The organism is Streptomyces sp. H51 (assembly GCF_035656535.1).
In the GTDB taxonomy this organism is placed as follows: domain Bacteria; phylum Actinomycetota; class Actinomycetes; order Streptomycetales; family Streptomycetaceae; genus Streptomyces.
In genome coordinates this window covers 98,280-121,550 of record NZ_JAYMHD010000053.1, presented here as the reverse complement: position 1 = coordinate 121,550, position 23,271 = coordinate 98,280, and the positions used below count along the sequence as shown (strand labels likewise).

The following is a 23,271-nucleotide window of genomic DNA, read 5'->3' as shown; positions in this document are numbered from 1 at the left end:
TGCCGTCGGGGGAGCGGGCTACTCGCGGCCCACCAGGGTCAGCAGCGTCGCCTCCGGGGGGCAGGCGAAGCGGACCGGGGTGTAGCGGTTGGTGCCGCAGCCCGCCGAGACGTGGAGGTAGGACCTGCGGCCCTCCGCGGTGTGTGTGGAGAGGCCCTTCACGCGGTCGGTGTCCAGGTCGCAGTTGGTGACGAGGGCGCCGTAGAAGGGGATGCAGAGCTGGCCGCCGTGCGTGTGGCCGGCCAGGATCAGCGGGTAGGCGTCCGCCGCGAACGCGTCCAGCACCCGCAGGTACGGCGCGTGCACCACGCCCATCGAGAAGTCCGCTCCCTCCGAGGGGCCGCCGGCCACCTGTGCGTAGCGGTCGCGCTTGATGTGCGGGTCGTCCAGGCCCGTCAGCTCCACCGACATGCCCTCGACCTTGAGCTGCCCGCGTGTGTTGGTCAGGTTCAGCCAGCCCGCCGCGTCGAAGGCGTCCCGCAGGTCCTCCCACGGGTTGTGGACCACGCCCACGACGGGCGGGTTGCCGTTCAGGCCGTGCCGGCCGCGGGCCTTCTCGACGAGGTAACGGGCGGGGTTGCGGAACTTGGGGCCGTAGTAGTCGTTGGAGCCGAAGACGTACGCGCCCGGGAACTCCATCAGCGGGCCGAGGGCGTCCAGGACCTCCGGGACGCCCTCCGGGTCGGACAGGTTGTCGCCGGTGTTGATCACGAAGTCGGGGCGCAGGCCGGCCAGCGAGCGCAGCCAGCGCTGCTTCTTGCGCTGGCCGCCGACCATGTGGATGTCGGAGACCTGGAGCACGCGCAGCGGGCGCATCCCGGACGGCAGGACGGGGACCGTCACCCGTCGCAGTCGGAAGGAGCGGGCCTCGAAACCCGCCGCGTACACCAGACCGGCGGCGCCAGCCGCCGCGATGGACAGTGGTACTCCGTATCGCGCGCGCATGCGTCCATCGTGTCAGATCCCGGGCACCCGTCAGGCCCACCGCCCCTGAAATCAGCGGGCGTCGGGCCGTACGCACCTGCGACAATCGCGTCATGACCACCACGCTCAAGTCGAAGCTGCACGAAGACCTCAACGCCGCGATCAAGGAGCGCGACGAGCTCCGCTCCTCGACGCTCCGGCTGACGCTCGCCGCGATCACCAAGGAGGAGGTCGCGGGCAAGGAGAAGCGCGAGCTCTCCGACGACGAGGTGCTCAAGGTGATCACCAAGGAGGCGAAGAAGCGCCGGGAGGCCGCCGAGGCCTTCGCGCAGGGTGGTCGCGCCGAGTCGGCCGAGCGGGAGAAGGCGGAGGGCGAGGTGCTCGCCGCGTACCTGCCCAAGCAGCTCAGCGACGAGGAGCTGGACGCGATCGTCGCCCAGGCCGTCGCGGAGGCGAAGGCGGCCGGTGCCGAGGGACCGCGGGCCATGGGCGCCGTCATGAAGATCGTCAACCCCAAGGTCGCCGGGCAGGCCGAGGGCGGCCGGGTCGCCGCCGCGGTGAAGAAGCTGCTGGTCGGCTGAGTCCGCGAGGCGACGACGACCGCCCCGCGGAACGGCCGACGGCCCCCTCCACCCGCGTACGACCGTCCACCGGTCGTACGGGAGGAGGGGGCCGTCGGCCCTTCCGGAGGGGGCGCGTCAGCCGGGCCCGCGGGTCAGCCGCGCCGACGCGTCAGCCGCGCCGACGCGTCAGCCGCGTCCGCCCCCGTTGCCGTTTCCGTTCGTCTGGCCCTGGAAGAAGGTTCCCGGCAGGGTGACCGTGGGCGTGGGGAAGTCGGTGCCGCCGTTCGTGCCGCCGTTGGTCGTCAGGCCGCCGAGGAAGCCGTCGTTGCCGCCGTTGTCCCCGTTCCGGTTCCCTTGGTCACCGTTGTCGTCGTGCCCGCCCTTGTCGGCCTTGTCGGGGTCCGGTATGTCGACGAGGTTGAAGGACGGGGCCTCCTTGCCCGACAGGGCGCCGGTCATCGCGTCGCGCCAGATGGGGCCCGGGACCGAGCCGCCGTAGACCTTGTCGTGGTAGACGCCGCCGATGTTGATGTTCACCATCTTGACCTGCTGGCTGGCGCTGCCGACCCAGACCGCGCCCGACAGGTTCGGCGTGTAGCCGACGAACCAGGCGTTCTTGCGCTCGTCCGTGGTACCGGTCTTACCGGCGTTGGCACGGTCGGTGAGGCCCGCCTGCCGGCCCGTACCGGAGTCGATCACGCCCTGCAGCAGGGTGTTGACCGTGTCCGCGGTCTTCTCGCTCATCGCCCGCGAGCACGTCGACTTCGGCACGTCCAGCGACTTCTGCCGGTCGCCGACCTTCTGGGTGATCGACTCGATGGCGACGGGCGTGCAGTACATGCCCCGGGAGGCGAAGGCGGCGTACGCGCTCGCCATCGTCAGCGGGGCGATGCCCTTGGAGCCCAGGGCGATGGCGGGCACCTCCGGGAGCTTGTCGCCGCTGCCCTGCACGACGTGCAGGCCCTCGGTCATCTTCATCACCGGGCACAGGCCGATGTCGGCGACCATCTGCACGAAGTAGGTGTTGACCGACTTGGCCATCGCCTCCTTCAGCCGGTACGGGCCGACCTCCGACCTGCTCTCGTTGGGGACGGTCTCACCGCCCTGGTTCATCCAGGGCTTGCCGCCGCACGTCTGCACGGGCTCCGGGTAGGGCATCTCGTACGGCGACGAGTACTCCTGGGTGGCCGGCCGCCCCTGTTCGAGCGCGGCCGCCGCGACGAAGGGCTTGAACGTCGAACCGGTCGGGAAGCCGTAGTTGGAGCCGCCCATGCCGTGGCCCACCGAGTAGTTGATCTCGGTCTCGTTCTTGCTGTAGCCGTACGGCTTGGACTGGCCCATGGCCAGGACCTTGCCGGTGCCGGGCTCGACGATGGTGGCGGCGGCGGCCACCGCGTCGCTCTTGTTGACGTGGTTCTTGAGCGAGGTCTGCACCGACTCCTGGGCCTGCGGGTCGAGCGTGGTGCGGATCGTCAGGCCGCCCTGGTTCCAGACCTTCGCCCGGGCCTGCCGGCTCTTGCCGAAGACCGGGTCGTTGAGGAACACCTCGCGCACGTAGTCGCAGAAGAAGCCGGCGCCCTTGACCGCGGTGATGCAGCCGTTCTTCGGCTGGCTGGTGTTCAGGCCCAGCGGCGCCTTCTGTGCCTTGGCCGCCTGGGCCTGGGAGATGTCGCCGAGCTCGGCCATGCGCTGCAGCACGGTGTTGCGGCGCTTGGTGGCCTCCGCCTCGTCGTTGACGGGGTCGTAGCGGCTCGGGGACTGGACGATGCCCGCGAGCAGCGCCGCCTCCTGCAGCTTCAGGTCCTTGGCGTGCTTGGAGAAGTAACGCTGGGAGGCGGCCTCGACGCCGTAGGCCTGCTCGCCGAAGAACGTGATGTTCAGGTAGTTCTCGAGGATCTTCCTCTTGCCGAGCTCCTCCTCGACCTGGATCGCGTACTTCAGTTCCTTGATCTTGCGGCCGATGGTCTGCTGGGTGGCCTGCGCGACCTTCGTCGGGTCGTCGCCGGCCTCCTCCACGAAGACGTTCTTCACGTACTGCTGGGTGAGCGTCGAGGCGCCCTCGGAGACGCCGCCGCTCTGCGCGTTCTTGTTGAGGGCGCGCAGGATGCCCTTCAGGTCGATCGCGCCGTGCTCGTAGAAGCGCGAGTCCTCGATCGCGACTATCGCCTTCTGCATGTACGGCGAGATGTCCTTGAGGCTCACCACCGTGCGGTCGCGCGAGTAGACCGTGGCGATCTGGCCGCCGTCGGCGTCCAGGATGGTGGTGCGCTGGCTCAGCGGCGGTGTCTTGAGGTTGGCGGGGAGCTCGTCGAAGCTCTCCACGGATCCCTTGGCCGCCAGTCCCAGCGCGCCGACCGCGGGCAGCGCGATGCCGGCCAGCACCGCTCCCGAGAGGACACTGACACCGAGGAACTTGGCGGCCTGCTGCGCAGCCGACAGGCCACCACCCGAGCGCTTGTTTGGCATGGAGGCAGCCTAATCCGTAGTTCCGGGCGTTCCGACGGAGCGGGCGCCCGCGGGACGTGCGCGCGCCGGATCGCGACATTCCGGCAGTTGTGCGACCGGCGCGTGACGGCAGGGCGAAGCAGGGCGCTCCCTTCCCATTCGCCGGACACGCGGGCAGGCCTTGGCCTAAGCTGCTCTCAACTGTCACAGCAGTAGGGCCACGTATCAATACGTCCGGCGACCCCGAATCGTTCCGGAAGTTCCCCGGCTTTCTGGTGGGGGCGTGTCCGAATCCGCCTTGTGTGTCACTCGGCGTCCGTTGTGACTCGACAGGACTGTCCGGCTTTGCCGGGATGATCACGCATATCACCAGGTCACTCCCCCGGGTGATCTGCCGCTTGCGCATAGTCCGTTCGGGCCATTCAAGATTGGGCCCGAAGGGGGTGTTGCGCTGTGCCCACCTTCCGTAACGTCCTCAACTGGCGGCGGTGAATATGCCGCTGCCGCCGTGGGGGAGCCTCGATTCGGGAGAGGACGGCGCCGGTATGGGCTGGGTAACCGACTGGAGTGCGCAGGCTGCCTGCCGCACTACCGATCCGGATGAACTGTTCGTTCAGGGAGCAGCGCAGAACAGGGCCAAGGCGGTGTGCACCGGGTGCCCGGTACGCACCGAATGTCTGGCCGACGCGCTCGACAACCGCGTCGAGTTCGGTGTGTGGGGAGGCATGACCGAGCGCGAGCGCCGCGCCCTGCTGCGCAGGCGGCCGACCGTCACGTCGTGGCGCCGGCTGCTGGAGACGGCTCGTAGCGAGTACGAGCGCGGTGCGGGCATCGTCCCGCTCGACGACGACCAGGTGTACGAGAACTACGCGGCGGTGGGCTGAGGGTCCTCGGCGCGGTCGGTCGAGCACTTCTCGGCCCGACCGGCTGAGGGGTCGGACGCCGAGGCGGTTCCCCGGCGTGGTCGGCCGAGGCCCCCGGATCAGTCGTCGGCGAATCCGGGCAGCTCCGGCCGGTCGGCCGCTAGCCGGTCACCGATGTCCCGCAGCCCCGCCAGGTCGTGCACGTCACCGGGGAGCGCGGCCACTTCGGCCACCGCCACCTCGGGGTGGAGCGCGGTGAAGCGGTCACGCGTGCGCTGCTCGCGGGCGATCAGCTGCATGCGTTCGGCGTGCAGCCTGAGCAGGCCCGCGGCGAGCCGGTCGACGCTCTGGCCCTCGCCCTGCTCCGTGGGGGATGAGGAGGTGTCGGGCGCGTCAGGCGCGTCGGGTACCGCAGCGGGAGATGCTGAACTGCCTTGTGCTTCGGGAGAGTTACGAAGTACTGCTTTCCCGCCGTCCTGATCCACAATGCGGGACTCCACAAGATTTTCCGCGGCGGCGAGCGCTCGCTCGGCCGACAGCCGTTCGGCGCCGCTGCCGTGCACCCGGTTGAGCACCAGGCCCGCGAGCGGCATCTGCTCGGCCGCGAGCCGTTCCACGAAGTAGGCGGCCTCCCGCAGCGCGTCCCGCTCGGGGGCCGCGACCACCAGGAACGCCGTGCCGGGCGCCTGCAGCAACTGGTAGGTGGCGTCCGCGCGCTTGCGGAAACCGCCGAACATGGAGTCCATCGCCGCCACGAACGTCTGGACGTCCTTGAGCAACTGGCCGCCCAGCAGCTTGCCCAGCACGCCGGTCATCATCGACATCCCGACGTTCAGGAACTTCATGCCCGCCCGGCCGCCGGCCCGGGCGGGCGCGAGCAGGACCCGGATCAGCTTGCCGTCCAGGAACGAGCCCAGCCGCTTGGGCGCGTCCAGGAAGTCGAGCGCCGAGCGGGACGGCGGCGTGTCGACGACGATCAGGTCCCACTCGTCCAACGCGCGGAGCTGGCCCAGTTTCTCCATCGCCATGTACTCCTGCGTGCCCGCGAAGCCCGCCGAGAGCGACTGGTAGAAGGGGTTCGACAGGATCGCGGCGGCCCGCTCGGGGTCCGTGTGCGCCTCGACGATCTCGTCGAACGTGCGCTTCATGTCGAGCATCATGGCGTGCAACTCGCCGTCACCGTCGACGCCCTTCACGCGGCGCGGGGTGTTGTCGAGGGAGTCGATGCCCATGGACTGGGCGAGCCGGCGGGCCGGGTCGATGGTCAGCACGACCACCTTGCGGCCGCGCTCGGCGGCCCTGAGACCCAGCGCCGCGGCGGTGGTGGTCTTGCCGACGCCGCCCGAGCCGCAGCACACCACGATGCGCGTCTGCGGGTCGTCGAGCAGCGGGTCGAGGTCGAGCACGCGGGCGGGGGCGAGGTGGTGGCGGGCGCCCTCGGCAGTGCGCGTGCCGTCGGCGGCGCGGGAGCCCTCGGCGGCGCGGGGGCTGTCGGGGTCGGGCGTACCGTCGGGGTCGGGCGTGCGCTCGGGGTCGGGCGTGCCCTTCGGGGTGTGGGCCGGGTCCGGACTCATGCGATCCCCTGATTCCGCAGTTCGGTTGCCAGTTCGTACAGACCCGCCAGGTCCATGCCCTCGACGAGCAGCGGCAGTTCGTGCAGCGGCAGGCCCAGTTCACCGAGGACGGCCCGCTGTTCGTGCTCCAGCGCGTACCGCTCGGCGTACTCCCCGGCCAGTTGCAGCAGCGGGTCCACCAGCTTCTCCGCGTTCCCGCCGCGGCGCGCTCCGCCCAGCCCGGCGGCGGACAGCGACCGTGCCACGGAGGAGCGCGACACACCCCGTACGAGTTCCAGATCGGCCGCGTCCAACACCTCCGGCCGCACCATGTTCACCATGATCCGGCCCACCGGCAGCCGCGCCGACCGCAGTTCGGAGATGCCGTCGGCGGTCTCCTGGACCGGCATCTCCTCCAGCAGCGTCACCAGGTGCACGGCCGTCTCCGCCGACTTCAGCACCCGCATCACCGCCTGCGCCTGATTGTGTATCGGGCCGATCTTCGCCAGGCCCGCCACCTCGTCGTTGACGTTCAGGAAGCGGGTGATGCGCCCGGTGGGCGGCGCGTCCATGACGATGTAGTCGTAGACGAACCGGCCGCGCTTGTCGCGGCGGCGCACCGCCTCGCACGCCTTGCCGGTCAGCAGCACGTCTCGCACACCCGGCGCGATGGTGGTGGCGAAGTCGATCGCGCCGAGCTTCTTCAGGGCCCGCCCGGCGCTCCCCAGCTTGTAGAACATCTGGAGATAGTCCAGAAGGGCCAGTTCGGGATCTATGGCGAGGGCGTACACCTCCCCGCCCCCGGGAGCGACGGCGATCTTCCGCTCCTCATAAGGCAGCGCTTCCGTCTCGAAGAGCTGCGCGATGCCCTGCCGGCCCTCGACCTCGACGAGAAGCGTCCGCTTCCCCTCGGTCGCGAGGGCCAGCGCGAGGGCGGCGGCGACCGTCGTCTTTCCGGTCCCGCCCTTACCGCTGACGACCTGGAGCCTGCTCACGTATTCGAGCGTAACCATTCTGTGCGCGGACTACGCGGCGGCCTGTGGACAACGCGGCCGTGGCCGGGGGTCTGCCCCCGCCCGCGTACGGCTAGAGTCGCCCACATGACCAAGTGGGAATACGCAACGGTGCCACTGCTCGTCCACGCCACGAAGCAGATCCTGGACACCTGGGGCGAGGACGGCTGGGAACTCGTCCAGGTCGTGCCCGGCCCGAACAACCCCGAGCAGCTCGTGGCCTACCTGAAGCGGGAGAAGCAGTGATGGGCGCCGTCGAGGCGAGGCTGGCCGAGCTCGGTCTCACCCTGCCGGAGGTCGTCCCGCCGCTCGCCGCCTACCAGCCGGCCGTGCAGTCCGGCGGGTACGTCTACACCTCCGGCCAGCTGCCGATGGTGGAGGGCAAGCTGCCCGTGACCGGCAAGGTCGGCGCCGAGGTCACCCCGGAGGAGGCCAAGGGGCTGGCCCGCACCTGCGCGCTGAACGCCCTGGCCGCCGTGAAGTCCGTCACCGGTGACCTGGACCGCATCGCGCGCGTGGTGAAGGTGGTCGGCTTCGTCGCCTCGGCCGCCGACTTCACCGGCCAGCCCGGCGTGATCAACGGCGCGAGCGAGCTGCTCGGCGAGGTCCTCGGCGACAAGGGCGTGCACGCGCGCAGCGCGGTGGGCGTGGCGGTGCTGCCGCTGGACGCCCCGGTCGAGGTCGAGATCCTGGTCGAGCTGGTGCCGTAGCCGGCGGAGCCGGTGCGGACGGGGCCGGGATGCCGTTGCCGGTGGGCCGGTCCGGACGCCTACGGAGGTGCCGTGGCCGGCGGAGCCGGTGCGGTGGCCGACGGGGTCCGGCGTGGCCGATGGGGCGGGTGCGGTGGCCGATGGGGCCGGTGCGGTCCGCCGGGGCCGGTGCGTGATCGGTGGGGGCGGGGCGTGATCGGTGGGGGCGGTGCCGTAGCCCGGTACCCGCGAGGTCACGGCGCCGGCCGGCGCTCTGACCTCGGGGACCTCTCGAACAATCGCGCGTCACGGGATAGCCTCCGGCCATGGCGAATGGGCAGTGGTTTCCGCAGGACTGGCCGGAGCGCATCCGCGCGCTCGCGGAGGGCACCCTCACGCCCGCCGCCCCCAAGCGCGCGGCCACCGTCATGCTCCTCAAGGACACCGACGCCGGTCCCGCCGTGCACATGCTGCGCAGACGCGCCTCCATGGCCTTCGCCGGGGGCGCGTACGCGTACCCGGGCGGCGGTGTCGACCCGCGCGACGACGAGCGGCACGTCCGCTGGGCGGGCCCCACGCGCGCGTGGTGGGCCGACCGGCTCGGCGTGGACGGGGCCGCGGCGCAGGCGATCGTCTGCGCGGCCGTCCGGGAGACGTACGAGGAGGCCGGCGTCCTGCTCGCCGGTGAGACCGCCGACTCGGTGGTCGGCGACACCACCGGCCCCGACTGGGAGGCCGACCGGGCGGCGCTGGTCGCCCGTGAGCTGTCCTTCGCGGAGTTCCTGGACCGCCGCGGCCTGGTGCTGCGCTCGGACCTGCTCGGGGCCTGGACCCGCTGGATCACTCCCGAGTTCGAGCCCCGCCGCTACGACACCTTCTTCTTCGTCGCCGCCCTGCCGCACGGCCAGCGCACCCGCAACGCCTCCACGGAGGCCGACCGCACCGTGTGGATCCGGCCCGAGCAGGCCGCCTCCTCCTACGACCGGGGGGAGCTGCTGATGATGCCGCCCACCATCGCGACGCTGCGCCAGCTGGCGCCGTACGCCACGGCCGCCGAGGCGCTCGCCGCCGCGCCCGGCCGGGACCTGACGCCCGTGCTGGCGCGGGCCAGGCTGCTGGACGGCGGGATCGAACTGTCCTGGCCGGGCCACGACGAGTTCACCAAGCACATCCCGAGCGGCCTTCCGGCCGACCACACCACCGGTGGAGCCTCCGCATGACGGACGCAAGCGCCCTTCCCGGCCAGCCGCGGGGCGAGGTCCTCACGGGTCCCGCCACCGCGCGGGCCGTCAACGTCCTGGCGCCCAACGCCTCGGCGATGACCCTCGACGGCACGAACACCTGGATCCTCGCCGAGCCGGACTCCGACCTGGCGGTGGTGATCGACCCGGGCCCGCTGGACGACGGTCACCTGCGCAACGTCGTCGAGACCGCCGAGAGGGCCGGCCGGCGTGTCGCGCTCACCCTGCTGACCCACGGCCACCCGGACCACGCCGAGGGCGCCGCGCGCTTCGCCGAGCTGACCGGCACGAAGGTGCGGGCCCTCGACCCGGCGCTGCGGCTGGGCGAGGAGGGGCTGGCGGCCGGGCAGGTGATCGTCGTGGGCGGCCTGGAACTGCGGGTCGTCCCCACGCCCGGGCACACCTCCGACTCCCTGTGCTTCCACCTCCCGGCCGACCGGGCGGTCCTGACCGGTGACACGGTCCTGGGCCGCGGCACGACGGTCGTGGCGCACCCCGACGGCCGCCTGGGCGACTACCTGGACTCGCTGCGCCGCCTGCGGTCCCTCACGGTCGACGACGGCGTGCACACGGTCCTGCCGGGCCACGGTCCGGTCCTGGAGGACGCCCAGGGCGCGGTGGAGTACTACCTCGCGCACCGCGCCCACCGACTGGCCCAGATCGAGACGGCCGTCGAGAACGGCCACCGCGCCCCGTCCGAGGTGGTCGCCCACGTGTACGCCGACGTGGACCGCTCCCTGTGGCCGGCGGCGGAGCTGTCGGTCCGGGCGCAGCTGGACTACCTGGAGGAGCACGGGCTGATCCAGCCCGCCTGACCCGCACAGCGGGCTGCACGCGAAGGGGCCCGTCTCTCCCGAGACGGGCCCCTTCGCAGCGTGCGGCCGACAGTCGGCGTCAGCGGGAGCGCTTGGCCAGCCGCTCGACGTCCAGCAGGATCACGGCCCGCGCCTCCAGGCGGAGCCACCCGCGCTGCGCGAAGTCGGCCAGTGCCTTGTTGACCGTCTCGCGGGAGGCGCCGACCAGCTGCGCCAGCTCCTCCTGCGTCAGGTCGTGCACGACGTGGATGCCCTCCTCCGACTGCACGCCGAAGCGGCGGGAGAGGTCGAGCAGGGCGCGCGCGACACGGCCCGGAACGTCCGAGAACACCAGGTCGGACATGGCGTCGTTGGTCTTTCGCAGGCGCCGGGCGACGGCGCGCAGCAGCGCGGCGGCCACCTCGGGGCGGGCGTTCAGCCACGGCTGGAGGTCCCCGTGGCCGAGACCGAGCAGCTTGACCTCGGTCAGCGCCGTCGCCGTGGCCGTACGGGGGCCCGGGTCGAACAGGGACAGCTCGCCGATCAGTTCGCCGGGGCCGACCACCGCGAGCATGTTCTCGCGGCCGTCGGGGGAGGTGCGGTGCAGCTTGACCTTGCCCTCGGTGACCACGTAGAGCCGGTCACCGGGGTCGCCCTCGTGGAAGAGTGAGTCCCCCCGTGCCAGGGTCACCTCACTCATGGAGGCGCGGAGCTCCGCGGCCTGCTCGTCGTCGAGCGCCGCGAAGAGCGGGTTCCGCCGCAGAACGTCGTCCACGAGTTCTCTCCTTGTCGACCTGCTCAGGGGATCTTGTTCCCCCTTGGTACCAGGGGACCGTGGTGCCCATTTTGCCGGACGGTCCAAACAGTGTGATCTGTCACAAGGATGCCGCACGCGGGTGCCGGGGTGGACGGCAGGGGTCCGATCGGGGGCTGATCTTCCGGGTCCGGGGCGGATGTCGTCGCCGGGCTCTAGGCTGACCGGGTGTCCAAATCGCCGGTAGAGCACAGGCCAAGGGGGCTGGGCGGATGGTCGTATCTCGTGATTCCGCTGTGGGCGAACAGGACCCCGGCAATGCGAAGAAAGCGGCAAAGGTGACAAAAAGGGCGCCGGTGGAAAAGCCCACCGTGAAGGGCACCCGGAAGGCTGCCCGGAAGGCCACGGGGAAGACCGTCAAGAAGGCCCCCGAGAAGGCCCCCGAGAAGGCCTCTGGAAAGGGTCCCGAGAAGGTCCCCGGGAAAGCCGCCGGGAAAGCCGCGGTGAAGGTCGGCGGGAAGCCCGCGCGGAAAGCCACCGCCGCGCCGAAGAAGGCCACGGCCGCCGTCGAAGGGGTCCCGCCCGCCAAGACCGTCACGGGGAAGACCCCGAAGGGCGAGTCGCGCACCGCCCTGGTCCGCCGCGCCCGCCGCATCAACCGCGAGCTCGCCGAGGTGTACCCGTACGCCCACCCCGAGCTGGACTTCGACAACCCCTTCCAGCTCCTGGTCGCCACGGTCCTGTCCGCCCAGACCACCGACCTGCGGGTCAACCAGACGACGCCGGCCCTCTTCGCGGCGTACCCCACCCCCGAGGACCTGGCCGCCGCCGATCCGGAGCGGGTCGAGGAGATCCTGCGCCCGTGCGGCTTCTTCCGGGCCAAGACCAGGTCCGTCATAGGGCTGTCCAAGGCGCTGGCGGAGCAGTTCGGCGGCGAGGTCCCGGGCAGGCTGGAGGACCTCGTCAAGCTGCCCGGCGTGGGCCGCAAGACCGCCTTCGTGGTGCTCGGCAACGCCTTCGGGCGGCCCGGCATCACCGTCGACACGCACTTCCAGCGGCTGGTGCGGCGCTGGAAGTGGACCGAGGAGACGGATCCGGACAAGATCGAGGCCGCGGTCGCCGCGCTGTTCCCCAAGAGCGACTGGACGGACCTCTCGCACCACGTGATCTGGCACGGCCGCCGCATCTGCCACGCCCGCAAGCCCGCCTGCGGCGCCTGCCCCATCGCCCCGCTCTGCCCGGCGTACGGCGAGGGCGAGACCGACCCGGAGAAGGCGAAGAAGCTGCTGAAGTACGAGAAGGGCGGTTTTCCGGGCCAGCGCCTGAAGCCGCCGCAGGCGTACCTGGACGCGGGCGGCAAGGCGGCGCCGCTGCTGGGGGCCGGATGACGGCCGGTTCGCCCCAGGAACGATCAACGGGCGGTCGGGCGTTGGACCAGGCAGGACGACGGGGGTGGCGATGACGCGAGCGAGCGAGACGCGGGGCGGTCCGGTGACACTGAGCAAGGAGGGGCTGCCGGCCTGGCTGGACCCGGTGGTGCGGGCCATGGAGACGGTCGAGCCGCTGCAGCTGAGCCGCTTCCTGCCCCCGGAGGACGGCCGGGGCCGCCAGTCGGCCGTGCTCGTCCTGTTCGGAGAGGGCGAGCGCGGCCCCGAGCTGCTGCTCATGGAGCGGGCCAGCTCGCTCAGGTCCCATGCCGGGCAGCCGTCCTTCCCCGGCGGCGCCCTCGACCCCGAGGACGGCGACCCCACGGCCGACGGGCCGCTGCGGGCCGCGCTGCGCGAGGCCGAGGAGGAGACCGGTCTGGACCCGTCCGGGGTCCAGCTGTTCGGCGCCCTGCCCAAGCTGTACATCCCCGTCAGTGGCTTCGTCGTGACGCCCGTGCTGGGCTGGTGGCGGGAGCCGAGCCCGGTCGGCGTGGTCGACCCGAACGAGACGGCGCGGGTCTTCAAGGTCCCCGTGGCGGATCTCACGGATCCGGCGAACCGGGCCACGGTGGTCCATCCCAGCGGCTTCCGAGGTCCGGCATTCCTGGTCGAATCCGCCCTGGTCTGGGGTTTTACCGCCGGGATCATCGACCGGCTGTTCCACTTCGCGGGGTGGGAGCGCCCCTGGGACCGGGAGAAGCGGGTCCCGCTCGACTGGCGGTCATGACAGGGTGATCTCCGTGAATGTGCTGGACATCCTGTTGCTGGTCGCGGCCGTGTGGTTCGCGGTCGTGGGCTACCGCCAGGGCTTCGTCGTCGGCATCCTGTCGGTGACCGGCTTCCTGGGCGGCGGTCTCGTGGCCGTCTACACCCTGCCCGTCGTCTGGGACGCGCTGACCGACAACGCCGAGGTCAGCACGACCGCCGCCGTCGTCGCGGTCGTCATCGTCATCGTCTTCGCCTCCGTCGGCCAGGCGCTGACCACCCACCTCGGCAACAAGCTGCGCCGGTACATCACCTGGTCCCCGGCCCGCGCCCTGGACGCCACCGGCGGCGCCCTGGTCAACGTGGTCGCGATGCTGCTGGTGGCGTGGCTGATCGGCTCGGCCCTCGCGGGCACCACGCTGCCCACGCTCGGCAGGGAGGTCCGCAACTCCAAGGTGCTGCTCGGCGTGTCACGGGCGCTGCCCGACGCGGCCGACACCTGGTTCGCGGACTTCTCCTCGGTCCTCGCGCAGAACGGTTTCCCTCAGGTCTTCAGCCCGTTCTCCAACGAGCCGATCACCGACGTCCAGCCGCCCGACCCGGCCCTCGCGAACAGCTCCGTCGCCACCAGCGCCAAGCGGTCCGTCGTCAAGGTCATGGGCACCGCCCAGAGTTGCGGCAAGGTCCTGGAGGGCAGCGGCTTCGTCTTCGGCCACCGCCGCGTCATGACCAACGCGCACGTCGTCGGCGGCGTCGACGAGCCCACCGTCCAAATAGGCGGCGAGGGCAGGAAGTACGACGCGACGGTGGTCCTGTACGACTGGCGGCGCGACATCGCCGTGCTCGACGTCCCCCATCTGAAGGCGCCCGCGCTGAAGTTCGCCACCGGGGACGCGGCGAGCGGCGACAGCGCCATCATCGCGGGCTACCCGGAGAACGGTGCCTACGATGTGCGCGCCGCGCGCGTGCGTGGCCGCATCCCGGCCAACGGCCCGGACATCTACCACCGCGGGACCGTCCGCCGCGACGTGTACTCGCTGTACGCGACCGTCCGTCAGGGCAACTCCGGCGGCCCGCTGCTCACGCCGCGGGGCGAGGTCTACGGCGTGGTGTTCGCGAAGTCGCTCGACGACGCCGAGACCGGGTACGCGCTCACCGCGGACGAGATTCAGGAGGACATCTCGAAGGGGCGGACCGCGAACCAGCAGGTGGACAGCGACAGCTGCGCGCTGTAGACGTCCGGCGCCCTGGGGCCGTCAGCCCCCGGGGACCGCTCGAAAGGGGCGGCTCGGGGGTCGCCAGGGGAACCTTGGGGGCCCGTCAGCACGGGGCCGCCGGGGGCCGGTCGGCATGGGGTCGCCGGGGGGCGGTCGGCATGGGTCGCCGGGGGGTCGTCAACCCCTCGGGTGACGCAGGCGCATCGATACCCAGCGGGCCCGGCGGCGCAGGATGCGCGGAATGCCCACCCGGAGGTCCGCACCCGGCATCTGCGGGGAGCCGCCTCGCTGGTGGGAGCTCAGACCGCCGGCCGAGCGGCGGTTGCGTGCTACGTCACTGTAGTCGTGCGTCCAGCCCATACCGGGACGTCTGCCCCTGCCCCATGGTCGATAACCGCCCCACGCGCCCCCAATTGGCCTATGCGCCGGGCAAGTGGCCTTTTGGGGAACAGGCGTTCAGGTTCGGATACCGGGCGCGCAGGGACGGTCACCGATCGGGTTCGGGATCCTTCAGCCAGTTGATCAGTTCCGTGGAGAAGGCGGCCGGGTCCTCCTCGTGCGGGAAGTGCCCGAGACCGTCGAACAGCCGCCAGCGGTACGGTGCTTCGACGTACTCCCCGGAACCGGCCGCGCTGCGGATGCGCATCACGGGGTCGAGCGAGCCGTGCAGATGCAGCGTCGGCACGCGCAGCGGGCGCTTCATGCGGCGGTTGAACTGGAGGCCGTCCGGACGGGCCATCGACCGCACCATCCACCGGTACGGCTCGATCGAGCAGTGCGCCGTCGACGGGATGCACATCGCGCTGCGGTACGTCCGCAGGACCTTGTCGTCCGGCGGGTTCGGCCCGGACCACTCGCGGATCAGCTCGGCGACGAGCGCGCCGTCGTCCGCGGTCAGCTGCCGTTCCGGGATCCAGGGGCGCTGGAACCCCCAGATGTAGGAGCCCGCGCGGGTCTGCCGCACGTCGGTGAGCATCGCCGAGCGCCAGCGCCGCGGGTGCGGCATCGACGTGACCGCGAGCCGCCGGACGAGCTTGGGACGCATCACGGCCGCCGTCCACGCCAGGTAGCCGCCCAGGTCGTGGCCCACCAGCGCGGCGTCCGGTTCGCCGAGGGAGCGGATGACGCCGGTGATGTCGAGGGCGAGGTTCGCGGGGTCGTAGCCACGGGGGGTGCGGTCGCTGCCGCCGACGCCGCGCAGATCCATGGCGACGGCCCGGAATCCGGCGTCGGCGAGCGCGGTCAGCTGATGCCGCCACGTCCACCAGAACTGGGGAAAGCCGTGCAGCAGCAGCACCAGCGGCCCGTCGCCCACCTCGGCGATGTGGAAGCGCGCGCCGTTCGCGGCGACCTCCCGGTGCGTCCAGGGGCCGTCCGGTCGTACGACCGATGCGGGTTGCGCCGAGTGTGATTGCCCCGCAGGGGTCGAGGAGCCCGTCATGAGGATGAGCGTGCCACAGCCTCGATGGCCTTCGCGGACCGGTCCTCGAGAGCGGGTGCCTCGGGACGCGGGTGCGGCTTGGCCTTCTGCAGGACGCCCGCCGTCTCCTTCACGGAGGCGGCGACCTTCTGCGGGCCCTTGCCCTTCTGGGCCTTCTTCGCGAAGGACACGCCGACCAGCGCCAGGACGCCGGCGATCAGGACGTTCGCCGCGAAGGACAGCAGGAAGCAGACCGCGAGGTTCCAGCCGCTCCAGGTACGGATGCCGTAGGCCAGGGCGAAGTTCAGCATCGGCAGGGAGAACAGCAGCACCGCGCCGGCCACCGAGAAGGCGCCCCCGCTCACCGCGCCGCGCTTGACGTCCTGCCTGAGCTGCGCCTTGGCCAGCGCGATCTCGTCGTGCACCAGCGCCGACATCTCGGCCGTCGCCGAGGCGAACAGCTCACCGATGCTGCGTTCGGCGCCGACCGGGCTGCCGTCGGGTGCGCTCATCGCGGTCTCCCTCATCTGCCTGACTCGTCTGCCTGACTCGTCCGACGTGTCTGACTTACCTGACTTGTCTGACTGTATTCCCACGGTCTTTTTGTACCGTCCCGTCAGATCATGCCGGACGGTCGCCGTCCTCGCCTGCCCCGCCCGGCACTTCGGCAAGCGCGCGTCGCTCGGCGGCCTTCACTTCGGCGAGGCGGCGGTGCTCGGTGGCCTTGCGCTCATGGATCTCGGCCATCCGCAGGTGGTACTCCGGCTCGTCCTCCTCGTAGACGTCCGGGATGCCGTCGCGGTCCTCGTCGCGCTCCTCCGCCTCGCACAGCCTGCGGTACTTGGCGTTGCGTATCTTCAGCAGCACCGTCGCCAGCGCGGCCGCGACCAGGGAGCCCGTCAGGACGGCGGCCTTGACCTCGTCCGTCATGGCCGCGTCGCCCTCGAAGGCGAGCTCGCCGATGAGCAGCGACACGGTGAAGCCGATCCCGGCCAGGGTCGCCACCGCGAACACGTCCGCCCAGGCCAGGTCCTCGCTGAGCGAGGCCCTGGTGAACCGGGCCGTCAGCCATGTGCCGCCGAAGATGCCGAGCGTCTTGCCGACGACCAGGCCGAGCACGACGCCCAGCGTCTCCGGCCGGGTGAACACGTCACCGAGCGCCTGGTGGGAGATGGTGACACCGGCGCTGAACAGCGCGAACAGCGGCACGGCCAGACCCGCCGACAGGGGCCGTACGAGGTGCTCGATGCGCTCGCCGGGGGCGTGCTCCTCGCCCTCGCGGCGATGACAGCGCAGCATCAGGCCCATCGCGACGCCGGCGATGGTGGCGTGGACGCCGCTGTTGTACATCAGCGCCCAGATGGCGACCGCGAGCGGTACGTACACGTACCAGCCGCGCACGCCCTTGCGCAGCAGCAACCAGAACAGGGCGAGACCGGCGGCCGCCCCGCCCAGCGCGGCGAAGTCGATCCTGTCGGTGAAGAAGACCGCGATGATCAGGATGGCGAAGAGGTCGTCGACGACGGCGAGCGTGAGCAGGAAGGCGCGCAGTGCGCTCGGCAGCGAGGTGCCGATGACGGCGAGCACGGCCAGCGCGAAGGCGATGTCCGTGGCCGTGGGCACCGCCCAGCCCGCGAGCGAGCCGCCGCCGGTGAGGCTGGTGAGCGTGTAGACGAGCGCGGGTGCGGCCATGCCGCAGAGGGCCGCCACGACGGGCAGCGCGGCGGCCTTGGGGTCCCGCAGGTCACCCGCGACGAGTTCGCGTTTGAGCTCGATGCCGGCGACGAAGAAGAAGATCGCCAGGAGTCCGTCGGCCGCCCAGTGCTGGACCGACAGGTTCAGGCCGAGGGATCCGGGGCCGAGGTGGAAGTGGCCGACGCTCTGGTAGCTGTCGTGCAGCGCGGGGATGTTCGCCCAGAGCAGGGCCGCTATCGCGGCGAGGAGCAGCAGAACACCGCCGACCGTCTCGGTGCGCAGGGCTTCCGCGACGAAGTTCCGCTCGGGCAGGGACAGGCGCCCGAACGCCTTGCGGGTGCGAGAGGGGCGGGGCGGGGTCACGGGGGAACCTCCGGGGCGGTGGGCAGGACGGGACCGCTTGCCGACCAGACTTCCCGGCGCACCTGAGGGATCACGCGTGTTTTGCTTAGTTTACCTAATCTGCCGGAGGGGGGCCCGGCACGTCCCACGGTAGGCGCGAAAAGGGCATCCGGCACGCCGGTGCCGGATGCCCCTCCTGCGCGAACGGTGCTCTACGTCCGCAATCGATCCTCTTGTCTGCGGATGACCGCTCGGTCCTCGCTCAGTCCTCGCTCAGTCCTCGCGCAGTCCTTGCTCAGTCCTTGCTCAGTCCTCGCTCGGGGACGCCGGCAGCTTGGCCTGGATGAGGTCCATCACCGTCGAGTCGGTGAGCGTGGTGACGTCTCCGAGCTGGCGGTTCTCGGCGACGTCACGCAGCAGGCGGCGCATGATCTTGCCGGAGCGGGTCTTGGGCAGCTCCGCCACGGGCAGGATGCGCTTCGGCTTGGCGATCGGGCCGAGCGTGGCGCCGACGTGGTTGCGCAGTTCGGTGACCAGGTCCTCCGTCTCCGCCGCCGTGCCGCGCAGGATCACGAAGGCGACGATCGCCTGCCCGGTGGTCTCGTCGGTCGCGCCGACGACGGCCGCCTCGGCGACGGACGGGTGCGACACCAGCGCCGACTCGACCTCGGTGGTGGAGATGTTGTGCCCGGACACGAGCATCACGTCGTCCACGCGCCCCAGGAGCCAGATGTCCCCGTCGTCGTCCTTCTTCGCTCCGTCGCCGGCGAAGTACTTGCCCTGGAAGCGCGACCAGTACGTGTCGATGAACCGCTGGTCGTCGCCCCAGATGGTGCGCAGCATCGATGGCCACGGCTCGGTCAGCACCAGGTAGCCGCCACCGCCGTTCGGCACCTCGTTCGCCTCGTCGTCCACGACGGTGGCGGAGATGCCCGGCAGCGGGGTCTGCGCGGAACCCGGCTTGGCCGGGGTCACACCCGGCAGCGGCGAGATCATCATCGCGCCGGTCTCGGTCTGCCACCAGGTGTCCACGACCGGGGTGCGGTCGGCGCCGATGTTCTTGCGGTACCAGATCCACGCCTCGGGGTTGATCGGCTCGCCCACGGAGCCGAGCACGCGCAGCGACGACAGGTCGAACTTCGCGGGGATGTCGTCGCCCCACTTCATGAACGTGCGGATCGCGGTGGGCGCCGTGTACAGGATCGTCACGCCGTACTTCTGCACGATCTCCCAGAAGCGCCCCTGGTGCGGGGTGTCCGGCGTGCCCTCGTACATGACCTGGGTCGCGCCGTTGGCCAGCGGTCCGTAGACGATGTAGGAGTGGCCGGTGACCCAGCCGACGTCGGCGGTGCACCAGTACACGTCCGTCTCCGGCTTCAGGTCGAAGACGGCCCAGTGGGTGTACGCGGTCTGCGTGAGGTAGCCGCCGGAGGTGTGCAGGATGCCCTTCGGCTTCCCCGTCGTACCGGACGTGTACAGGATGAACAGCGGGTGCTCCGCCTCGAACGCCTCCGGCGTGTGCTCGGCCGGCTGCCGGTCGACCACCTCGTGCCACCACACGTCCCGGCCTTCGGTCCAGGCGACCTCCTGACCGGTGCGGCGGACGACCAGCACGTGCTCGACGTTGTCCACGCGCGAGACCGCCTCGTCGACGGCGGGCTTGAGCGCGGACGGCTTGCCCCGGCGCCAGCCGCCGTCGGAGGTGATGACCACGCGGGCGTCTGCGTCCTGGATGCGGGTGGCGAGCGCGTCGGCGGAGAAGCCGCCGAAGACGACCGAGTGCGCGGCGCCGATGCGGGCGCAGGCCAGCATCGCGATCGCGGTCTCCGGGATCATCGGCATGTAGACGGCGACCCGGTCGCCCTTGCGTACGCCCAGCTCCAGCAGGGCGTTCGCGGCCCGGGAGACCTCGTCCTTCAGCTCGGCGTAGGTGATCGCGCGGCTGTCGCCGGGCTCGCCCTCGAAGTGGATCGCGACCCGGTCGCCGTGCCCGGCCTCCACATGGCGGTCGACGCAGTTGTACGCGACGTTCAGCTCGCCGTCCTTGAACCACTTGGCGAACGGCGGGTTCGACCAGTCCAGCGTCTCGGTCGGCTCCTTGGCCCAGCTCAGCCGACGGGCCTGCGCGGCCCAGAAGCCGAGCCTGTCAGCCTTGGCCTGTTCGTACGCCTCTGCCGTGACGTTGGCGTTCGCGGCCAGGTCAGCGGGCGGCGCGAAGCGTCGCTCCTCCTTCAAGAGGTTGGCCAGGCTTTCGTTGCTCACGACATCTCCCTTTCCCAGGGTGTCCGTTGTGTCCCAGGCCACAGCTCATCAGAGCCGGGGGCCGATGACAAGGGCCGACCGGAAATTGGTGTAGACCTTTGCTGGGCATTTCCGGCCGTCGGGTCATCCGTACCCACGGACGCCGACCGGGCCGAGTTCAGCCGTGTGCCGCGGCTCTCACATCGTGGTCCGCCGACGGCGCGCAGACACCTCCGGCGGCCTTCGCCCGTCGTGGCGTGGCGTGGCGTGGTGTGGCGCGCCGTGGGCGTGGCGTGCCATGCCGTGGGGTGCCGTGCCGCCCTGGCGCCGTGGCGAGCGGGCGGCACGACACCACGGCTGTGCGGCCACACCACGGCTGTGCGGCACGCCGCGGGTGTGCGGCACGGGTAGCCCGGACCGCACACCCGCGGGGACTCGGCGTCGGCTCAGGCGGACACCTCCGCCGTCCCCACGCGGCCGAACACCGCGCTTCTCTCGTCCGCCGCCGTGAGCAGGTACGCCTGCGCCTCGCCCACATGGAAGTACATGCCGTGCAGCTCCAGCGCACCTGCTCGCAGGGCACGGGCCACGGACTCGTGGGCCCGCAGGTGCCGCAGTTGCTGGACGACGTTGGTCAGGCAGAGCTGCTCGACCGCGTCGGCCGGCGCCCGGTCGGCGAGCCGGGGCCAGGACCGGCTGTCCTCGGCCATGCGCTCGATGCTCGGCCGCCCGTGCCGCAGCCACCGCTTGAGCGGCGTCGGGGCACCCCCGGGTTCGGAGCCGAGCAGGGCCTGCATGGCCCCGCACCCCGAGTGCCCGCACACCGTGACGGACCGCACCTTCAGCACGTCCACCGCGTACTCGATGGCGGCCGCCACCGAGTCGTCACCGCTCTCCTCGCCGGGCAGGGGGACGAGGTTGCCCACATTGCGTACGACGAACAGGTCGCCCGGACCACTGGAGGTGATCATGGACGTGACCAGTCGTGAGTCGGCGCACGTGAGGAAGAGCTGGGACGGCCGCTGCCCTTCCCGGGCCAGCCGGGCCAGCTCGCCTCGGACGAGTGGCGCGGTGTTCGCCTGGAAGGCGCTGATGCCGCGCGCCAACTGGCGTCGGCTGGGGCCGTTGAGGCGACCCCCAGGCCCGGCGACATCGTCGGGGTCGCCGGATCCGGGGAGGTCGTCGGATCTGCCGGACTCCCCGGGGCCTCCGGGTTCCCGGGAAGCGGCGGGTTGCCCGTAGGCGGCCGGCTCTCTGGAGGGGGCTGGTTCTGCGGAGGTGGCGGGGTGCTCGACCGGCGTTCCGGGGTCTTCGGCGGGTGCCCCTCCGGTCCCGCCGCCGGGCGTCCCGGGTTCTCCGGTGGGCGGTGGGGTCGGTGGGGTCGGTGGACGGTGGCACTGGTGGTTGCGCCAGGGCGTCCAGGGACGGCAGCGGCAGCCGGGGGAGTCGGGCGAGCCGGGGGAATCGGGAGAGTCGACGGGACCGACGGGGCCGTCGAGCGGCCCGGTGACCATCGTGGCGCCCGGGTCGCCGGACAACCGGGAGGGAATCCCCGGCTCGGCGATCGTGACCCCGGCCCGGCGGCCGGTCAGCTCGACGGTGCCACCCTGCGCGGTGTGGGTGTTCCGCCAGTCCTGCAGTGACTCGTAGGCCGCGTGGTCCATGAACGAACCGTCCAGTTCCACGACGGCGCGGGCGCCGGCGGGCACGAGGTGCAGCGCCCGGCTGAGGCGTGGCACGGCGAGGAACGTCAGCGCTCCCCTGACGCGTACGTGGTGGGCTCCCTCCTTCTCCTCGTGGGTGATGCGGGTGCGGGCGAGACGGTGCAGGGCGACGGCGACGGCCACGGCGATCCCCAGCGCCACGCCCTGCAGGACGTTGAGGAAGACCACGCCGAGTGTGGTGACGACGTACACCAGCACCTCGCGGTGGCGGGTCACCGCGCGGATGTGGTGCAGGGACACCATCTGGATGCCGACGGCCATCACCAGGGCGGCGAGCGAGGCGAGCGGGATGAACTCGAGGACCGGGACCATCAGCAACGCGGCGGCCACTACGAGAACGCCGTGCAGCGTCGTGGAGTTCCGGCTGACGGCGCCCGCGTTGACGTTCGCCGTGCTGCGCACGGCCACGCCCGCTACCGGCAGTCCGCCGAGCGCGCCGGAGACCATGTTGGCGGCGCCCTGGCCGAGCAGTTCGCGGTCCAGGTCGGAGCGGCCGACGCGGCCGGCCAGGCCGGGGCGGGAGGCGACGAGTTTGTCGACGGCGACCGCACCGAGCAGCGACTGCACGCTGCACACCAGCGTGATCGTCAGGACCGCGGCGACCAGCCCGGGCACCGGGCCCTCGGGCATCCCGGCCAGGGCATGGCTGCCCCAGGACGGCAGGTCGACTCTGGGCAGGGCGAGCCCGCAGAGCGAGGCGGTCGCGGTGGCGCAGGCGACGGCGACGAGGGCGGCCGGGACCGTGCGCAGCAGGCGTCCCGCCCGGCCGGGGATGCGTGGCCAGAGCAGCAGCAGAGCCAGGGTCAGCGCGCTCACCGCCATGGCCGCGGGATCCAGCCGGGCCAGCTGGGCGGGCAGGGCGGCGAGGTTGTCGGGGACGGAGCTCTGCGGGGTGCCGCCGAGGACGATGTGCAACTGGGCGACTGCGATGGTGACGCCGATGCCGGCCAGCATGCCGTGCACGATGGCGGGGCTGACGGCGAGGGCGGTGCGCGCCACGCGCAGGCAGGCCAGGCCGAGCTGGGCGAGTCCGGCCAGGACCGTGACGGCGCAGGTCGTCCGCCAGCCGTAGCGGTGGATGAGGTCGGCGGTGACCACGGTGAGTCCGGCGGCGGGCCCGCTGACCTGGAGCGGGGAGCCGCCGAGCCGTCCGACGACGATGCCGCCGACCGCGGCGGCGACGAGGCCGGCCTGGAGCGGGGCCCCGGTGGCCAGGGCGATGCCCAGGGACAGGGGGAGGGCGATCAGGAAGACCGCGATCGAGGCGGACACATCGGCGCCCGCGACGCGGAAGCGGCGGTGCGGGCCCGATGGAGGGCTGTGGGGCTGGTGGTGGCGCTCGGACCGAGTCGAGTCGGTGGCGCGGGCGGGTGCGCAGGCTGACATGTTCCCGTCTCCTCCGGGGCAGCGCGGTCGCGGATGGGGTGGGCCCCCGGTCCATGGCGGGGGTCGGGTCGCGGCCGTGGGTCACGGCTTACAGCGGCGGGATGATTCAACGTTCGGTAAACGAATCGTAATTCAGAGTAAAGGACGCATGCGGACATTCCTGGCAAATGGTCTAGATGGTCACTCGAATGAGTGAAGCGGTTATTCGATCGGCTTGTCTTACAAATTCCTTCTCCGCCTCGTGCGACCTTGGCGGCGCTGTCGGCATTTCCGGC

General features: G+C 71.5%; 20 protein-coding genes. 9 read left to right on the top strand and 11 right to left on the bottom strand.

Translation table 11 applies throughout. The features are described 5' to 3' along the window. Nucleotides 1-18 precede the first annotated feature (18 nt). Nucleotides 19-945, bottom strand: a complete 927-nt coding sequence (locus VKA29_RS19295) for a metallophosphoesterase (RefSeq protein ID WP_324787110.1) — start codon at nucleotides 943-945, stop codon at nucleotides 19-21. Between the two features lie 92 nt (nucleotides 946-1,037). On the opposite strand from VKA29_RS19295, the gene VKA29_RS19290 reads away from it, so the two are divergent. After that, the gene (locus VKA29_RS19290; RefSeq protein ID WP_324787109.1) at nucleotides 1,038-1,505 is read left to right on the top strand and encodes a GatB/YqeY domain-containing protein; all 468 of its coding nucleotides are present in this window, start codon (nucleotides 1,038-1,040) and stop codon (nucleotides 1,503-1,505) included. A gap of 168 nt (nucleotides 1,506-1,673) precedes the next feature. Here VKA29_RS19290 and VKA29_RS19285 read toward each other — a convergent pair whose 3' ends face one another. Next, nucleotides 1,674-3,953: a transglycosylase domain-containing protein gene (locus VKA29_RS19285; RefSeq protein ID WP_324787108.1), complete on the bottom strand. Its 2,280-nt coding sequence runs from the start codon at nucleotides 3,951-3,953 to the stop codon at nucleotides 1,674-1,676. A gap of 524 nt (nucleotides 3,954-4,477) precedes the next feature. Here VKA29_RS19285 and wblA point away from each other — a divergent pair. After that, nucleotides 4,478-4,816, top strand: a complete 339-nt coding sequence (gene wblA, locus VKA29_RS19280; protein WP_324787120.1) for a transcriptional regulator WblA — start codon at nucleotides 4,478-4,480, stop codon at nucleotides 4,814-4,816. A gap of 98 nt (nucleotides 4,817-4,914) precedes the next feature. Here wblA and VKA29_RS19275 read toward each other — a convergent pair whose 3' ends face one another. Together VKA29_RS19275 and VKA29_RS19270 are read right to left on the bottom strand one after the other, a co-directional pair. Continuing rightward, the gene (locus tag VKA29_RS19275; RefSeq protein WP_324787107.1) at nucleotides 4,915-6,369 is read right to left on the bottom strand and encodes an ArsA family ATPase; all 1,455 of its coding nucleotides are present in this window, start codon (nucleotides 6,367-6,369) and stop codon (nucleotides 4,915-4,917) included. Beyond that, complete coding sequence (locus VKA29_RS19270; protein ID WP_324787106.1) at nucleotides 6,366-7,343, bottom strand: ArsA family ATPase; 978 nt, start codon at nucleotides 7,341-7,343, stop codon at nucleotides 6,366-6,368. The genes VKA29_RS19275 and VKA29_RS19270 overlap by 4 nt, the downstream gene beginning before the upstream one ends. A gap of 105 nt (nucleotides 7,344-7,448) precedes the next feature. On the opposite strand from VKA29_RS19270, the gene VKA29_RS19265 reads away from it, so the two are divergent. The 4 genes from VKA29_RS19265 to VKA29_RS19250 all read left to right on the top strand — a co-directional run bounded on the left by VKA29_RS19265 (nucleotide 7,449) and on the right by VKA29_RS19250 (nucleotide 10,106). Continuing rightward, nucleotides 7,449-7,607, top strand: a complete 159-nt coding sequence (locus VKA29_RS19265) for a DUF4177 domain-containing protein (protein WP_003991873.1) — start codon at nucleotides 7,449-7,451, stop codon at nucleotides 7,605-7,607. After that, nucleotides 7,607-8,071: a RidA family protein gene (locus tag VKA29_RS19260; protein ID WP_324787105.1), complete on the top strand. Its 465-nt coding sequence runs from the start codon at nucleotides 7,607-7,609 to the stop codon at nucleotides 8,069-8,071. The genes VKA29_RS19265 and VKA29_RS19260 overlap by 1 nt, the downstream gene beginning before the upstream one ends. A gap of 305 nt (nucleotides 8,072-8,376) precedes the next feature. Further along, entirely contained in the window at nucleotides 8,377-9,270 is an 894-nt protein-coding gene (locus VKA29_RS19255) for an NUDIX hydrolase (protein WP_324787104.1), read from the top strand. Next, complete coding sequence (locus VKA29_RS19250; protein ID WP_324787103.1) at nucleotides 9,267-10,106, top strand: MBL fold metallo-hydrolase; 840 nt, start codon at nucleotides 9,267-9,269, stop codon at nucleotides 10,104-10,106. The genes VKA29_RS19255 and VKA29_RS19250 overlap by 4 nt, the downstream gene beginning before the upstream one ends. A gap of 79 nt (nucleotides 10,107-10,185) precedes the next feature. Here VKA29_RS19250 and VKA29_RS19245 read toward each other — a convergent pair whose 3' ends face one another. Then, complete coding sequence (locus VKA29_RS19245) at nucleotides 10,186-10,860, bottom strand: Crp/Fnr family transcriptional regulator (RefSeq protein ID WP_029382547.1); 675 nt, start codon at nucleotides 10,858-10,860, stop codon at nucleotides 10,186-10,188. A gap of 335 nt (nucleotides 10,861-11,195) precedes the next feature. Between VKA29_RS19245 and nth the strand changes: the two genes are divergently transcribed. The 3 genes from nth (at nucleotide 11,196) to VKA29_RS19230 (ending at nucleotide 14,206) form a co-directional block, all read left to right on the top strand. Beyond that, a complete protein-coding gene (gene nth, locus VKA29_RS19240) occupies nucleotides 11,196-12,227 on the top strand; it encodes an endonuclease III (RefSeq protein WP_420718525.1) in 1,032 nt (343 codons plus the stop codon). 70 nt (nucleotides 12,228-12,297) lie between these two features. Further along, nucleotides 12,298-12,993 (top strand): NUDIX hydrolase, encoded by a 696-nt coding sequence (locus VKA29_RS19235; RefSeq protein WP_324787101.1) that lies wholly within the window; start codon nucleotides 12,298-12,300, stop codon nucleotides 12,991-12,993. A 13-nt stretch (nucleotides 12,994-13,006) separates the two neighbouring features. Then, a complete protein-coding gene (locus VKA29_RS19230; protein WP_324787100.1) occupies nucleotides 13,007-14,206 on the top strand; it encodes a MarP family serine protease in 1,200 nt (399 codons plus the stop codon). A 159-nt stretch (nucleotides 14,207-14,365) separates the two neighbouring features. On the opposite strand, the gene VKA29_RS19225 is transcribed toward VKA29_RS19230, so the two are convergent. From VKA29_RS19225 to VKA29_RS19200, 6 genes are all read right to left on the bottom strand, one after another. Continuing rightward, nucleotides 14,366-14,548, bottom strand: a complete 183-nt coding sequence (locus tag VKA29_RS19225; protein ID WP_324787099.1) for a hypothetical protein — start codon at nucleotides 14,546-14,548, stop codon at nucleotides 14,366-14,368. Between the two features lie 127 nt (nucleotides 14,549-14,675). Continuing rightward, entirely contained in the window at nucleotides 14,676-15,629 is a 954-nt protein-coding gene (locus VKA29_RS19220; protein WP_324787098.1) for an alpha/beta hydrolase, read from the bottom strand. Next, on the bottom strand, nucleotides 15,626-16,120 hold the full coding sequence (locus VKA29_RS19215; RefSeq protein ID WP_324787097.1) for a phage holin family protein: 495 nt from the start codon (nucleotides 16,118-16,120) through the stop codon (nucleotides 15,626-15,628). Before VKA29_RS19215 ends, VKA29_RS19220 begins: the two co-directional genes overlap by 4 nt. Before the next feature lie 109 nt (nucleotides 16,121-16,229). Further along, nucleotides 16,230-17,666 carry a Na+/H+ antiporter NhaA gene (gene nhaA / locus VKA29_RS19210; protein WP_324787096.1) on the bottom strand — a complete coding sequence of 479 codons (1,437 nt, stop codon included), beginning with the start codon at nucleotides 17,664-17,666 and terminating at the stop codon, nucleotides 16,230-16,232. A gap of 285 nt (nucleotides 17,667-17,951) precedes the next feature. Then, nucleotides 17,952-19,907 carry an acetate--CoA ligase gene (acs, locus tag VKA29_RS19205; protein WP_324787095.1) on the bottom strand — a complete coding sequence of 652 codons (1,956 nt, stop codon included), beginning with the start codon at nucleotides 19,905-19,907 and terminating at the stop codon, nucleotides 17,952-17,954. A 425-nt stretch (nucleotides 19,908-20,332) separates the two neighbouring features. Then, complete coding sequence (locus VKA29_RS19200) at nucleotides 20,333-22,996, bottom strand: SulP family inorganic anion transporter (RefSeq protein WP_324787094.1); 2,664 nt, start codon at nucleotides 22,994-22,996, stop codon at nucleotides 20,333-20,335. Nucleotides 22,997-23,271: the final 275 nt, after the last annotated feature.